Raw genomic sequence first — 13,456 nt, forward strand, 5'->3', positions numbered from 1 at the left:
AAGAGATATGAGGACGGCCTGGCTCTAGGTCACTTCCAAGGAATAGGAGGAAGTGCCTGATTTGCCGGCTTTGTTTGCCGACTGCTAAGTGTTTCACGAAGACTGCGAACAGTCTTGACTAGAAACATCCTTAGAAAGGAGGTGATCCAGCCGCAGGTTCCCCTACGGCTACCTTGTTACGACTTCACCCCAGTCGCTGATCCTACCGTGGCCGCCTGCCTCCCCGAAGGGTTAGCGCAGCGTCGTCGGGTAGAACCAACTCCCATGGTGTGACGGGCGGTGTGTACAAGGCCCGGGAACGTATTCACCGCGTCATGCTGTTACGCGATTACTAGCGATTCCGACTTCATGGGGTCGAGTTGCAGACCCCAATCCGAACTGAGACATCTTTTGGAGATTAACTCACTGTAGATGCCATTGTAGCACGTGTGTAGCCCAACCCGTAAGGGCCATGAGGACTTGACGTCATCCACACCTTCCTCCCGCTTATCACGGGCAGTTTCCCTAGAGTGCCCAGCCGAACTGCTGGCAACTAAGGATGTGGGTTGCGCTCGTTGCCGGACTTAACCGAACATCTCACGACACGAGCTGACGACAGCCATGCAGCACCTGTCACTTGGTCTCTTACGAGAAAACCAGATCTCTCTGGCGGTCCAAGGATGTCAAGGGTTGGTAAGGTTCTGCGCGTTGCTTCGAATTAAACCACATGCTCCACCGCTTGTGCGGGCCCCCGTCAATTCCTTTGAGTTTTAATCTTGCGACCGTACTCCCCAGGCGGAATGCTTAATCCGTTAGGTGTGTCACCAAAGGGCAAGCCCCCTGACGACTGGCATTCATCGTTTACGGTGTGGACTACCAGGGTATCTAATCCTGTTTGCTCCCCACACTTTCGCACCTCAGCGTCAGTATCGAGCCAGTGAGTCGCCTTCGCCACTGGTGTTCCTCCAAATATCTACGAATTTCACCTCTACACTTGGAATTCCACTCACCTCTCTCGAACTCTAGACTAGTAGTTTAGGAGGCAGTTCCAGGGTTGAGCCCTGGGATTTCACCCCCTACTTTCTAATCCGCCTACGCGCGCTTTACGCCCAGTAATTCCGAACAACGCTAACCCCCTCCGTATTACCGCGGCTGCTGGCACGGAGTTAGCCGGGGTTTCTTTACCAGATACTGTCATTATCATCTCTGGCGAAAGAGCTTTACGACCCTAAGGCCTTCGTCACTCACGCGGCATGGCTAGATCAGGCTTGCGCCCATTGTCTAAGATTCCCCACTGCTGCCTCCCGTAGGAGTCTGGGCCGTGTCTCAGTCCCAGTGTTGCTGATCATCCTCTCAAACCAGCTACTGATCGTAGACTTGGTAGGCCATTACCCCACCAACTATCTAATCAGACGCGGGCTAATCCTTCACCGATAAATCTTTCCCCCGAAGGGCGTATATGGTATTACTCCCAGTTTCCCGAGGCTATTCCATAGTGAAGGGTATATTCCCACGCGTTACTAACCCGTCCGCCGCTAGACCCGAAGGTCTCGCTCGACTTGCATGTGTTAGGCCTGCCGCCAGCGTTCGTTCTGAGCCAGGATCAAACTCTCAAGTTGAAAGCATCTTGCGATGCTATCCTTGACGTTCGAACCTCTGCACATCACCACTTGGCCTTACTGAAACCAAATGGCGTTTTCTCTGTTTGTTGTGCTTCAGTAACCAAAGTTACCAGAAGCCGCCAAACAGTGAAGCTGACACTCTATCATCGAACCGAAGTCCTAAGAGCGTTGATATACAGACGTCTGATCCATCGAACTGAACCAAACCGCCCACATATCTCTTCAGATATATCAATTTCAAACAGCGTAGAGACAAAAGTGACCAGATGCGCCCTAACTTAGTGGCGCGCCCCGCCTCAGTACCTCAAAATTTTCTTCTCCGCCCCGGTCCGTCTCTCCGCGTTTCCGCTTCCGTCTGGCCCGTCCGGCGCCCCGTTGGAGCGTCTCTGCTCGTCCGGTAAGGGGGGTTCTAAGGTTAGTCGCCGAGACCCGCAACCCCTTTTTTCAGGAAACATGCATTTTTTATGACAAACCCAAATTTTCCAACAATTCGCCATACTTACACATATTCATTACCCAAATCACGCAACAACACGCAACTTTATTAGGCACATCACAAACTCAAAACACCACATTTTGGGATAGCGCGCGCCATTAGGGCAAGATTGCGCTGATATTCGACAGACTCACCTGACCACACCGATGCGATTCACCCGTTTGGGAATCAAAAACCCGGCAAACTGGTTTGCCGGGTTCCACATTCTTTGATTCTGTTCGCTTATCCCGTCTGCCTCTCGCGATTCACGGTGACATACCGACTCGCGATTAGTGCAAGTATCGCTGTCAGGTAGATAATGGGTTCAATCTGGAACCCTTTCACAAGCCACAAGTAGTGAACTGCACCCAATATGCCGACGACATAGGTGAGCTTGTGTAATTGACGCCACCGCGCAGCACCAAGTTTGCGTAAGTACAGGTTGTTAGATGTCAGTACCAATGGAATCATCAATACAAAGCCAGCCATACCGACAGTCACATAGGGACGTTTGACGATTTCGGTCCAGACACGTGGCAGGGTCTGCACATCCAGAATCGCCCATACAAGAAAATGCGCCAGAATGACAAAGAACGCGGTGACGCCAATCGCCCGTCGAAACTTGATCAAGTTCAGGCCCGCCCATCTGCGCAGCGGCGTCACCAGTAAACCCGCGACCAACAGCTTAAGCCCCAGTTCGCCATACTCCCGTTCCAGGGCGTTGATTGGCTCGACCCCTAGACCACCGGTCAACGCGAGATAGAACAACCAGACCATCCAAAGCGCGGCTACTATATATATAGTCCACGCGGGAAGTTTGCGCAGGGAACTATTTACGCGATCGACAATAGCCATCAGAAATTTTCCGACAGGTCCATACCTGCATAGAGCGATGCCACTTCGGAATAGCCGTTGAACATCAGCGTGTCCTGACGCGCGGCAAACAGACCGCCGCCAACCCGGCGTTCTGTCGCTTGCGACCAGCGCGGGTGATCAACGGTTGGGTTCACATTACTATAGAACCCGTATTCGCGTTGGTTGGCGTTTTTCCAGCTGGTCGGCGGTTGGCGATCGGTCAGCGTGATCCGCACGATCGATTTGATCGACTTAAACCCGTACTTCCATGGCACCACCAAGCGGATCGGTGCGCCGTTCTGGTTTTCAAGCGGTTCATCGTAAATTCCGGTCGCCATGATGGTCAGCGGATGCATCGCCTCGTCCAGACGCAACCCTTCGACATACGGGAAATCCAGCACGTTGCGCTGCACACCTATCATATTGTCGGGTTGCACGACGGTTTCAAAGGCCACGTATGTGGCGCCAGACTGCACACCAACCTTATTCAGGATGTCGGCCAGTTCGATCCCGTTCCATGGAATGACCATGGACCATGCCTCGACGCAGCGGAAACGATAGATGCGGTCTTCGACAGAAAGCCCGTTCAACAGGTCAGCCAAATCATAGTCACCTGGGTTGTCGACCAACCCGTCGACCTTGACCTTCCAATTTGCGGTATCGAGCTTGTGCGCGTTCTGCGCTGGATCGTTTTTGCCGGTGCCGAATTCATAATAGTTGTTATAGGTCGTGATTTCTTCCAGCGTGTTCGGGGTTAAGTCGCTTTGTGCGGCAGCGCCGCCAGCAAACCCGATCGCGCCAAGCCCTGCAGTGCCCGCCAAAATTTGGCGGCGATTCAAATATGCTGACTTCGGCGTAATATCTGCGGCTGTCAGATCGTTGGTCCAGCGGTAGGCCATGGGGGGCTCCATTCAAAATATGTTCACAAGGTATATAGTGCATTCCATCTGAAAGATGTTTCACGATACTGCCAACACTTTGAAATGTTCCAAATCACGCGATATGGGTCACCTTATTTCACGGCGATGTGACTTGAAAATGTTGCTGCCCGTGGCTTAGCGCGGCGCGTGACAGCATCCAGCCTGATCACGAAAATTTTGACGTGATCCAATCGCTGGTCCCGGCCCGTAGTCTTCACGATGCTACCAAATGTGCATCGTTTAACTCTGGGAGAGAACACAATGCTACGTAGAACATTTATCGCCTTAACAGCAACTGCCGCACTGACAACACCTGCGTTTGCTGCGGGTCACGCAATGGATATCGTCGACACCGCCGTGAATGCCGGCACTTTCACAACGCTTGTTGCGGCTGTCGAAGCGGCCGGGCTGGTCGAAACACTAAAGGGCGAACGTCCGTTCACCGTATTTGCGCCAACCGATGAAGCATTCGCCGCACTGCCTGCTGGCACCGTCGAAGGACTGCTGGCCGATCCAGAGGCACTGGCCGCGATCCTGACCTACCACGTTGTAGCTGGCAAAGTGATGTCGACAGATCTGTCTGACGGCATGACCGCAACAACTGTGAACGGCGCGGACATCACCATCGGCACGATGGACGGCGTGACGGTGAACGGCGCAAACGTCGTGACCGCCGACATCGAAGCATCGAACGGCGTCATCCACGTCATCGACGCGGTGATCCTACCACCGATGTAATCCGACACGCTCTGCACCACCTGAAACCCCGGTCATTTGGCCGGGGTTTTTGCGTCCGACAAGCATCGGACCCTTTGGCAGAAACGACAAGCTTAATGCCTGACGCAATGTACGTGTGAAGATGGTATCAACAATTGGGTGGCAATGACCCGAGGTCGGCTTTGCGGGCCTTTGAGACCTTCGTTTCATGGTCCCCAGTGACCGCTTTGGCGAACCCTTCCAAAAACGGTCGTTTTTGGAAGGGTGCATGCAGCAGACGTTGGCATTATTAAACGCTGCATTTTTGCGATGAGTTTAAAATCGCGAAGAACGCCCCGCTTGGGACGCTCTCACCAAAAAATAAGTGCTTATTTATTTGCACCGGACAGTCTTTAGGATCAGATCAAATGATCTTACGCCGTAAATTACGAGCCGAGCACTTCAACTGAAAAATTTCCACTTGGCATGCGTTCAACCTCAACAAAAGCTCTTGAAAGATCAGATCCTTGCGCGCATGACGTTGTGAACGCGACCAGCCCGCTCTCAACTGGCGTTTCATTATATCCGCCAAGACTACTGCCGATGCAGATACCTTTGATCTGGTTTTGTACGAGCTGGGTAGTGAACCCAGACGGGTTATAAACACCAGAAATGACACCATCATTCAATTTAGCCCCAAAGTAATTGGGATTACGCACTGAAATATCAGAAGCGCTTGAGCACGCGACAAGCAAGGATGTGACCAAGCCGAATGTCACAAGTTTTAAACTTTTCATCATAAGATTTGTAACTTCCATATCGAACATCAAGTTGATGTATTAAATTTAAAGGAATAGTGAAATATTCCATAATCTTCGGCACAAGTTGCATCAATCTCACGTCAGCCACAAGCTTTAGTTGTATCGGTATAGCGTTCCACAAGCGTTCCTTTTTGGCACATGTAAAACCGGGCCGTTTTGACGCTGCCAAAAACCCCGTTCAAAACCCAGGTAGTTGTTGAAGGTTTTAGGCTGTCCTTTGTTGGCGGACATCCATGCATCAGGCAATCTGGGCTCGACGCCGCCATTTCTTGTTGTTTTATCCTGACAGCACACACGCCAGAAAAAAGGGCGCCCGGGGGCGCCCTGTTCCGTTAATGAACCACTGCATCTTGCGGCGGTTGTCGGTTGCTGGATGACACGCGGTCGCCGACCAACAGACCATCTGCGCCGGCGCTCACTGTGATTTTCGCGCCGTCGACGACATCACCAGACAGGATCATCTCGGCAAGTTGGTCTTGCAGTGCGCGCTGGATCACCCTTTTCAACGGACGTGCGCCGAACACGGGATCATACCCTTCGTCAGCCAGCCACTTGAGAGCCGCCGCATCCAGATCAAGTGTGATGTTGCGCCCCGCGAGCCGTTTTTCCAGCCGCTGCATCTGGATCGTCACAATCCCTGCCATGTCATCGCGGGCCAAACGGTCAAAGATGATCGTCTCGTCCAGACGGTTCAGGAATTCGGGGCGGAAATGTGCCCGCACCGCATCCATCACATCACGTTTCGCATCGGACGCATCCGCCCCGTCAGGAAGCTGGCTTAGCGCTTGCGCCCCAAGGTTCGACGTCAGAATGATCAGCGTCTGCTTGAAGTCGACCGTACGGCCCTGCCCATCGGTAAGCATCCCGTCATCAAGCACCTGCAACAGCACGTTGAACACATCGGGGTGCGCCTTTTCGACCTCGTCGAACAGGACAACCTGATAGGGCCGCCGGCGAACGGCTTCGGTCAGAACACCGCCTTCGTCATAGCCGACATAGCCCGGAGGCGCACCAATCAGACGTGACACCGCGTGTTTTTCCATGAATTCGGACATATCGATCCGCACCATGGCGCTGTCATCATCGAACAAGTATTCCGCTACCGCTTTGGTCAGCTCGGTTTTACCGACACCCGTTGGCCCCAAGAACAAGAAAGATCCAAGCGGGCGGTTTTCGTCGTTCAACCCGGCGCGGGCGCGGCGGACCGCGTTAGCCACCGCACGTACAGCAGATTTCTGACCGATCACACGCTTGCCCAGTTCGTCTTCCATCCGCAGCAGCTTGTCGCGTTCACCTTCCAACATCTTTGACATCGGGATACCGGTCCAGCGTTCAACCACTTCGGCGATCTGTTCAGGGCGCACAGCCTCTTCGACCATCAGGTCTTCGTTGCTTTCGGCTTCGGTCAGCTTGCGTTCCAGATCGGGGATGACGCCATAGGACAGTTCCCCGGCTTTGGCCAAGTTACCTTCGCGTTTGGCGATATCCAGATCGGCGCGGGCGCGGTCCAGACGTTCCTTAACGTCACGGGTGCCTTCCAGCTTGTCCCGCTCGGCCTGCCATTTCGCGGTCATTTCTGACGCGCGATCCTGCAAATCGCCCAACTCTTTTTCAAGCTTTTCAAGCCGGTCTTTCGATGCTTTGTCGTCTTCCTTCTTCAACGCCTCGGCCTCGATCTGCTTTTGCAGAATATCGCGGTCAAGCGCATCAAGCGCCTCTGGCTTGCTATCGACTTCCATCCGCAAACGGCTGGCGGCTTCGTCCATCAGGTCGATCGCCTTGTCGGGCAAAAAGCGGTCGGTGATATAGCGGTGCGACAGGGTCGCCGCAGCCACAAGCGCCGCATCAGCAATCCGCACACCGTGGTGCAGTTCATATTTTTCCTTGATCCCGCGCAAAATGCTGATTGTATCGGACACGGTCGGTTCTTCGACCAACAGCGGTTGGAACCGCCGGGCCAAAGCCGCGTCTTTTTCAACGTATTTGCGGTATTCAGCCAACGTGGTCGCACCAATACAGTGCAGTTCGCCCCGCGCCAGCGCCGGTTTAATCAGGTTGGCCGCATCCATCGCACCCTCTGACGCGCCTGCGCCGACAAGGGTGTGCATTTCGTCGATGAACAAGATGATTTCGCCAGCGGCGGATTCGATTTCTTTTAGAACCGCTTTCAAACGCTCTTCGAATTCGCCCCGATATTTGGCACCCGCAATCAGCGCACCCATATCAAGCGCCATCAACTTCTTGTTGCGCAGGGATTCAGGCACGTCACCATTGACGATCCGCAGGGCAAGTCCTTCGGCAATCGCGGTTTTACCCACGCCGGGTTCCCCGATCAGTACCGGGTTATTTTTGGTCCGGCGCGACAAGACCTGCATCGCGCGGCGAATTTCTTCGTCGCGACCGATGATCGGGTCAATCTTGCCTTGTTCGGCGGCCTCGGTCAGGTCGCGGGCATATTTTTTCAACGCGTCAAAGCTGTCTTCCGCGCTCGCGCTATCGGCGGTCCGGCCCTTGCGAATGTCGTTGATCGCCGCGTTCAAATTCATCGGTGTCACGCCACCGGCATCCAAAGCGTCTTTGGCTTTCGATTTGATCACTGCAAGTGCGGTTAGCAACCGTTCGACGGGCACAAAGCTGTCACCCGCTTTTTTGGCGATTTTCTCGGCCTCGTCGACGACTTTTGCCGTAGTGTTGTCAAGATACACCTGACCGGCGTCACCGGTCACTTGCGGAATTTTGGACACAGCCAGATCAACGGCGGCACGCACAGCTTTTGCATCACCGCCAGCGCGGTTGATCAGATTGGCGGCAAGCCCTTCTTCGTCATCCATCAATGCCTTGAGCAGATGTTCAGGGGCCAAGCGCTGGTGGTTTTCGCGCATTGCAACGGTCTGGGCGGCCTGGATAAAGCCGCGCGACCGCTCGGTGAACTTTTCTAAGTTCATGGGTCTCTCCTTTGTTAAGCGCCCGGTGATTTGGATGCCCGCATCACGGCACATCCCTTTGAGGGCCTCGTTACACAGATGGGAAGCAACCCGAGGCTTCGCAAGGTTTGGCGACAAAAATTGCGAACCGCGCCATGCGGGGAAACGCACAGCCCGTTTCCCCTTCTTTTCAGGAAGTGCCCCCCGCACATTGGCGCATCTGTCCAAATAATCCATCTTAACAATGGCACAAAAAATGACGATGCAGGTTTTACATATCCACATTCTGTCCAAACAAGAATTACAGCCGGGATTGTACGGCGCGCACATGCATCTTGTGGTACAAGATACACCATCGTCGGCGCCGCGCGGGCAAAGCCTGTGGGTCACAGTCTACGCAAATACAACGGACATCGATACGCAACTTCACCAAGAGGCAGCAGATATTGCAGCACGGATATATCAGGTGGACAGCTATTTGTATGCTGCTGTTGTCGGTGGCAAATCAGAGGGGGAACAGTGCCGTTAAGTTCCCCATGAAATATCCAAGGGCACAGGGTACCTTCACCTTACGAGCAAAACGATCATGCCTGATGTAACGATTTCCCCAGACGGTTTCTCTCTCGTCTGTTTTTTAAAGCCGAAGCCTGCGGTGTGTGACACCGTCGCAATTGCACCGCAGGACAACGCACCAAAGGGTATGAACGACCACCACTCACAAGACCTCCTGCCTCATCTTTCCCGATCTGCAGGACCCTAAAGGCGTAGCTTGTCCCGAAGCTACGCCTTTTCTTTTTTAGCCCCCAGAACGATTGCGCCAATCGTTGCCAGCGACTAGAACGCGTCAAACTTTGCAAAGGAACGTGCTATGTCTGATGATCGCCTCATTGTTGCAATGGATGTCCCTAACGTCATCGCCGGGATGGAGCTTGCGCAAAAGCTGGGCGATGCTGTCAGCTTTTATAAAATTGGTCTTGGGATGCTGACAGGTGGCGGGCTTGCGCTTGCTAACGAGCTGAAACAAGAGCATGGCAAACGCATCTTCCTCGATATGAAGTTCTTCGACATCGGCGCCACGGTCGAGGCAGCAGTGCGCGGCGTCGCGCAGTTTGATCTGGATTTCCTGACCGTACATGGCGACCCACATGTTGTACGCGCTGCGCGCGAGGGCGCGGGGGGTTCTGATATGAAAATCCTTGCCGTCACCATCCTCACGTCGCTTGATCGCAACGATATGGACGCGTCTTGCATGAAGGCGGGGACGATCACTGATTTGGTGCAGGAACGTGCCGGTATTGCGCTGATGAACGGCGCCGATGGTGTCATCGCATCCCCCCAAGAGGCTGCGCTGATCCGCGCGCTGCCCGAAGCTGAAGGCAAATTGATCGTTACGCCGGGCGTGCGCCCAGCTGGCGCCGCATTGGGTGACCAAAAACGGGTGATGACGCCAGCACAAGCGATCGCAAGCGGCGCAGATCACGTGGTTGTCGGGCGTCCGATTTGGCAATCCGCTGACCCAGCCAAAGCTGCGCGCGACATCATTGCCGAAATCAATTCGCCGCAGGCGATGCGGGCCAACCACTGATTTAAATAAATATCGGGAACCAATCCTTGTTTCGCGCATTTACTAGGTGAAACAAGCGAACGAGGTTATCCAATGAACATCAAGAACTTGCGTTATTCCGCAAAAGACGGTGCCTTTTTGGCCTCTGTCGATATTGAACGCTTTGGCCGGACCTTTCGTTACCCATGTGAAGTCTACGGCCCAAAGTCGATGGATACCGGCATGGTGATGTCACAGTTGCGCCACAAAGCAATGAAGATGTCCGACACCCGTATGTAATTCCCCCTCGGATCGAGCCAAGCGCCTGTCCTGTCCCCAAGACGCTGAAACCTGCTTGATCACAACTGGCCCGGCATTCAAACGCCGGGCCATTTTTTTTAGTCGTTGATATCGGTGTCCCAGATTTTCACCTGCCCGCTGCGCAGACCAAAAACCTTGCGCATCAACAGGTATGACACCAGAGACAGGACCGCGAAAATCAGCAGTGTGAACGCCAGGCCGGTGGCCGATACCCCGATCAGGATCAAAAGCCCCATCATCGCGGCACCAATTGCGAAGCCAAGAAAGATATACCCGGGCAGGATCACCTCAAGCGTGGCAAGCACCACAGCCGCCGACATCCAGACCCACCACAGCGTCCATAAAGGCATTAACCGCGTCCCTTCAGCATTTTGAAGGCATCGCCAAATGCGTCCATCGCGTTTGCGGGCAAAACGATCGTCTGGTTGCCTTGCTTGGACGCAACCGCCTGAAATGCCTCGACTTGTTTTAGCGCGACTTGGTATTGCGCCGCCTCAAGACCGTTTTCCGCAATCGCTACGGCAACAACCTGCGTCGCATAGGCTTCGGCGTCGGCACGCACACGGCGCGCTTCGGCTTCTTGCTTGGCAGCATACAGTTGGGCTTCGGCTTCCAGTTCGACCGACCGCTTCTTGCCTTCGGCCTCTGTCACCTGCGCGCGGCGCGCGCGTTCGGCATTCAACTGCTGCAACATCGCAGACCGCGTTGCGGCATCCAGATTCACGTCAAGAATTTCGGCGCGGGTCACTTCGATGCCCCAGTCATCCACTTGCTCTGCGACCTGATCACGGACCGCGGCGATCAGGCTGGACCGGTTTGCTTGCACCTGATCAAGTTCCATCCGGCCGATTTCAGACCGGACAATCCCGGCAACGGTTGTGGAAATCGCGCCATCAACGTCACGGATCCGGTAGACTGTCTTTTCAGGTTCGATAATCCGGTAAAACACCGATGTTTCGACCTGCACCAACACGTTGTCTGACGTGATCGCGTCTTGTGACATGGCTGGCAACTGCCGCTCTAGGATCGACACTTTGTGACGGACACGGTCAAGGAACGGCACAATAAAGTTAATGCCAGGCCCAAGCACAGAATGCAGACGACCTAGTCGTTCAACGACATATTTTTCGGATTGCGGCACAATGCGCACGCCGACCATGACGCAGACGATGATAAACACCGCCAACAGCAGAAAAAGTATATTCTGACCTAAAAATTCCGCCAGTATGTCTTCGGTGGGCATAAAACTGTCCTTCATTGTTATGAGGGACAGATAGTTACTTTTTAGGCCGATTTCAATTTCGCGTGAACAGGGACCGCGAAGTTTTTTACACGCAGACCGTTTTCAACTGCGTCCCCCAGCAAATCAGCGGTTGCAGGGGACAGTGTCCAGCCAAGGTGCCCATGACCTGTATTATAGAAAACGCGCGGGTGCTTTCCTGCGCCCACACGGGGCAGCATATTCGGCATCATCGGACGCAAACCCGCCCAAGGCACGCAGCTTTCGGTGCTGACGTCTGGGAAATGAGCTTCGCACCAATCGACCAATGGCTTAACACGGTCCGCACGAATATCGCGGTTGATACCGTTAAATTCGGCGGTGCCCGCGATGCGGAAACGGTCTACGCCCAACCGCGAGGTCACGATTTTGGCTTTGTCATCTAACAGCGAAACGTTAGGCGCACCGTCTTGGGATGCCTGATCGCGCAAATTGACCGTGATAGAATAACCTTTCACCGGATAGATATTCACCCGGTCGCCAAGCATCTTGGCGAACCCGCGCGACGCAACCCCCGCCGAGACGACGACCGCATCAAATCGCGATTCCGTCGACGTGCGCACCGTGACGCCGTCATTATCGGCGCTGACCGCTTGCACCGCCTCACCCAAGCAAAATGTGACGCCATTGGATGCGAGCCATTGCGCCAAACCTACGGTGAATTTGTGAATGTCGCCAGTGCTGTCGCTTTCGGTCCAGAACCCACCCAAGATGTCGCCGCGCAAGGTTGGTTCTTTGGCGAACACTTCGTCCGGGGTCAGTTCACGGCGGGTCAACCCACCCTGTAGCAACAGATCGTTGACGCGCCGCGCGTGATCCATGTCTTTCTGGGTTTGGTAGAAATGCAAGATACCGGCGGGTGTAAAATCAAAATTGATCCCAGCGACATCCGCCATTTCAGCCAGACCGGCACGGGCCGTCACCGCCAAACGGGTGGTATGGATGGTGTTCGCTTTGTAGCGGGGGATATTGCCCAAAAATTCGGCCATCCAACTGGCTTTGTGCCAGGTAGGGCGCGGGTTGACGGACAGCGGCGCATCGCGCTGCAACATCCATTTGATCCCCTTGATCACTGTGGACCATTGGTTCCAGACCTCGGCGTTGGACGCACTGAGCTGGCCGCCGTTGGCAAAACTGGTTTCCATAGCGGCATAGCGGTGACGATCAAATATGGTCACGTCGTATCCGCGTTTCATCAATGAATAGGCAGTGGTGACACCGGTGATTCCGGCACCCAAAACAGCAATAGAAGGCAAGGCATTTCTCCGCCAATGGCGCTTGCGCGCGTCGCCCCCACCGTCTTTGGGCCTGAGAGATTCACCGCGTCGCGGTTTGCTCCTTCGGCGGGCATTGCTGCCTCTCTCCGGTGTATTGCACCCCAACCGGTCCCTGCTGCCTGAGAGTTCCCGGGGCGGTTGCTCCTTCGGCGACGGACCTAACCGTTCTCTCCCGGTCGGCATGTTTCCTATTGGAAACTCATAGCGACAAAACGACGTTTCGCAAACAAAATCGACATTGCCCCGACAAAATTCTCATTTCCCGGCAGCATAGCCCGTACATCGGACGAAATCGCATTCAATGCGGTCTATTTTATTGGCAGGCCCCCTGTTTCTGCCTGCCAAACAGCCAATCTGGAAACATAAGACGGAACGCAGTTTGGCAGTGCCTGAAATGCGTCAAGTTCAAACAATGACCAGCGCTGACCTTCGTCCCCGAACACAATCTTCTCCGCCATGTCAGCGGGCAATTGCGCCACAAAAAATGCAACCCACGCGTCAGGTTTGTAATTGGCCGCAAAGTTTGCCTGCCACAGCACAGCGCTTGGTGGTAACGTTAACCCCAATTCTTCGAACAGCTCCCGCGTGACGGTTTGCAGTGGAGTTTCAAGACCTTCGCGGCCGCCTCCCGGCAAATCCCACATATTCGGATAGGGAATAGAATGTAGGTCATCGCGCAAAATACTGACTAAGCGATCACCCAAAAACAATGCAACCTTTGCGCCGTCATGTTGCCCTATTGTT

Annotated in this window: 12 protein-coding genes, 1 rRNA gene and 1 riboswitch; of the genes, 4 read left to right on the top strand and 9 right to left on the bottom strand. The window is 54.3% G+C overall.

All coding sequences use genetic code 11. The features are described from left to right. Positions 1-134 precede the first annotated feature (134 nt). The 3 genes from ACXJGX_RS07135 to msrP all read right to left on the bottom strand — a co-directional run bounded on the left by ACXJGX_RS07135 (position 135) and on the right by msrP (position 3,830). A 16S ribosomal RNA gene (locus ACXJGX_RS07135) occupies positions 135-1,598 on the bottom strand. 721 nt (positions 1,599-2,319) lie between these two features. Further along, positions 2,320-2,931 (bottom strand): protein-methionine-sulfoxide reductase heme-binding subunit MsrQ, encoded by a 612-nt coding sequence (gene msrQ, locus ACXJGX_RS07140; RefSeq protein ID WP_474780053.1) that lies wholly within the window; start codon positions 2,929-2,931, stop codon positions 2,320-2,322. Further along, a complete protein-coding gene (msrP, locus tag ACXJGX_RS07145) occupies positions 2,931-3,830 on the bottom strand; it encodes a protein-methionine-sulfoxide reductase catalytic subunit MsrP (RefSeq protein ID WP_474780055.1) in 900 nt (299 codons plus the stop codon). Before msrP ends, msrQ begins: the two co-directional genes overlap by 1 nt. A 282-nt stretch (positions 3,831-4,112) precedes the next feature. Between msrP and ACXJGX_RS07150 the strand changes: the two genes are divergently transcribed. Further along, positions 4,113-4,589 (top strand): fasciclin domain-containing protein, encoded by a 477-nt coding sequence (locus tag ACXJGX_RS07150; RefSeq protein WP_474780057.1) that lies wholly within the window; start codon positions 4,113-4,115, stop codon positions 4,587-4,589. Between the two features lie 404 nt (positions 4,590-4,993). Here the strand turns inward: ACXJGX_RS07150 and ACXJGX_RS07155 are convergent, their stop codons facing one another. Both ACXJGX_RS07155 and clpB read right to left on the bottom strand, forming a co-directional pair. Then, a complete protein-coding gene (locus ACXJGX_RS07155) occupies positions 4,994-5,365 on the bottom strand; it encodes a hypothetical protein (protein ID WP_474780059.1) in 372 nt (123 codons plus the stop codon). A gap of 335 nt (positions 5,366-5,700) precedes the next feature. Next, a complete protein-coding gene (gene clpB / locus ACXJGX_RS07160; RefSeq protein ID WP_474780061.1) occupies positions 5,701-8,313 on the bottom strand; it encodes an ATP-dependent chaperone ClpB in 2,613 nt (870 codons plus the stop codon). A 235-nt stretch (positions 8,314-8,548) separates the two neighbouring features. On the opposite strand from clpB, the gene ACXJGX_RS07165 reads away from it, so the two are divergent. The 3 genes from ACXJGX_RS07165 to ACXJGX_RS07175 all read left to right on the top strand — a co-directional run bounded on the left by ACXJGX_RS07165 (position 8,549) and on the right by ACXJGX_RS07175 (position 10,135). Next, positions 8,549-8,821: a hypothetical protein gene (locus ACXJGX_RS07165; RefSeq protein ID WP_474780063.1), complete on the top strand. Its 273-nt coding sequence runs from the start codon at positions 8,549-8,551 to the stop codon at positions 8,819-8,821. Positions 8,822-9,160: 339 nt separating this feature from the next. Then, positions 9,161-9,877: an orotidine-5'-phosphate decarboxylase gene (gene pyrF / locus ACXJGX_RS07170; RefSeq protein ID WP_474780065.1), complete on the top strand. Its 717-nt coding sequence runs from the start codon at positions 9,161-9,163 to the stop codon at positions 9,875-9,877. Between the two features lie 72 nt (positions 9,878-9,949). After that, positions 9,950-10,135: an orotidine 5'-phosphate decarboxylase gene (locus tag ACXJGX_RS07175; RefSeq protein ID WP_474780066.1), complete on the top strand. Its 186-nt coding sequence runs from the start codon at positions 9,950-9,952 to the stop codon at positions 10,133-10,135. A 98-nt stretch (positions 10,136-10,233) separates the two neighbouring features. On the opposite strand, the gene ACXJGX_RS07180 is transcribed toward ACXJGX_RS07175, so the two are convergent. The 4 genes from ACXJGX_RS07180 to ACXJGX_RS07195 form a co-directional block, all read right to left on the bottom strand. Continuing rightward, positions 10,234-10,506 carry an NfeD family protein gene (locus ACXJGX_RS07180; protein WP_474780068.1) on the bottom strand — a complete coding sequence of 91 codons (273 nt, stop codon included), beginning with the start codon at positions 10,504-10,506 and terminating at the stop codon, positions 10,234-10,236. Beyond that, positions 10,506-11,399, bottom strand: coding sequence for an SPFH domain-containing protein (locus tag ACXJGX_RS07185; RefSeq protein WP_474780070.1), 894 nt, complete (start codon positions 11,397-11,399; stop codon positions 10,506-10,508). The genes ACXJGX_RS07180 and ACXJGX_RS07185 overlap by 1 nt, the downstream gene beginning before the upstream one ends. Positions 11,400-11,440: 41 nt before the next feature. Continuing rightward, positions 11,441-12,691, bottom strand: coding sequence for a D-amino acid dehydrogenase (locus tag ACXJGX_RS07190; RefSeq protein WP_474780072.1), 1,251 nt, complete (start codon positions 12,689-12,691; stop codon positions 11,441-11,443). A 30-nt stretch (positions 12,692-12,721) separates the two neighbouring features. Then, a riboswitch (glycine riboswitch) is annotated at positions 12,722-12,812 on the bottom strand. Between the two features lie 208 nt (positions 12,813-13,020). After that, positions 13,021-13,416: an NUDIX domain-containing protein gene (locus tag ACXJGX_RS07195; RefSeq protein WP_474780074.1), complete on the bottom strand. Its 396-nt coding sequence runs from the start codon at positions 13,414-13,416 to the stop codon at positions 13,021-13,023. Positions 13,417-13,456 lie beyond the last annotated feature (40 nt).

The organism is Yoonia sp. SWMV100 (genome assembly GCF_056108365.1).

Excerpts from the sequence above, each read along its gene's own strand:
- ACXJGX_RS07175 (WP_474780066.1), top strand. The coding sequence starts at position 9,950 with ATGAACATCAAGAACTTGCGTTATTCCGCAAAAGACGGTGCCTTTTTG.
- ACXJGX_RS07165 (WP_474780063.1), top strand. The coding sequence starts at position 8,549 with ATGACGATGCAGGTTTTACATATCCACATTCTGTCCAAACAAGAATTA.
- clpB (WP_474780061.1), bottom strand. The coding sequence starts at position 8,313 with ATGAACTTAGAAAAGTTCACCGAGCGGTCGCGCGGCTTTATCCAGGCC.
- ACXJGX_RS07185 (WP_474780070.1), bottom strand. The coding sequence starts at position 11,399 with ATGCCCACCGAAGACATACTGGCGGAATTTTTAGGTCAGAATATACTT.
- msrQ (WP_474780053.1), bottom strand. The coding sequence starts at position 2,931 with ATGGCTATTGTCGATCGCGTAAATAGTTCCCTGCGCAAACTTCCCGCG.
- ACXJGX_RS07150 (WP_474780057.1), top strand. The coding sequence starts at position 4,113 with ATGCTACGTAGAACATTTATCGCCTTAACAGCAACTGCCGCACTGACA.
- pyrF (WP_474780065.1), top strand. The coding sequence starts at position 9,161 with ATGTCTGATGATCGCCTCATTGTTGCAATGGATGTCCCTAACGTCATC.
- ACXJGX_RS07180 (WP_474780068.1), bottom strand. The coding sequence starts at position 10,506 with ATGCCTTTATGGACGCTGTGGTGGGTCTGGATGTCGGCGGCTGTGGTG.
- msrP (WP_474780055.1), bottom strand. The coding sequence starts at position 3,830 with ATGGCCTACCGCTGGACCAACGATCTGACAGCCGCAGATATTACGCCG.
- ACXJGX_RS07155 (WP_474780059.1), bottom strand. The coding sequence starts at position 5,365 with ATGGAAGTTACAAATCTTATGATGAAAAGTTTAAAACTTGTGACATTC.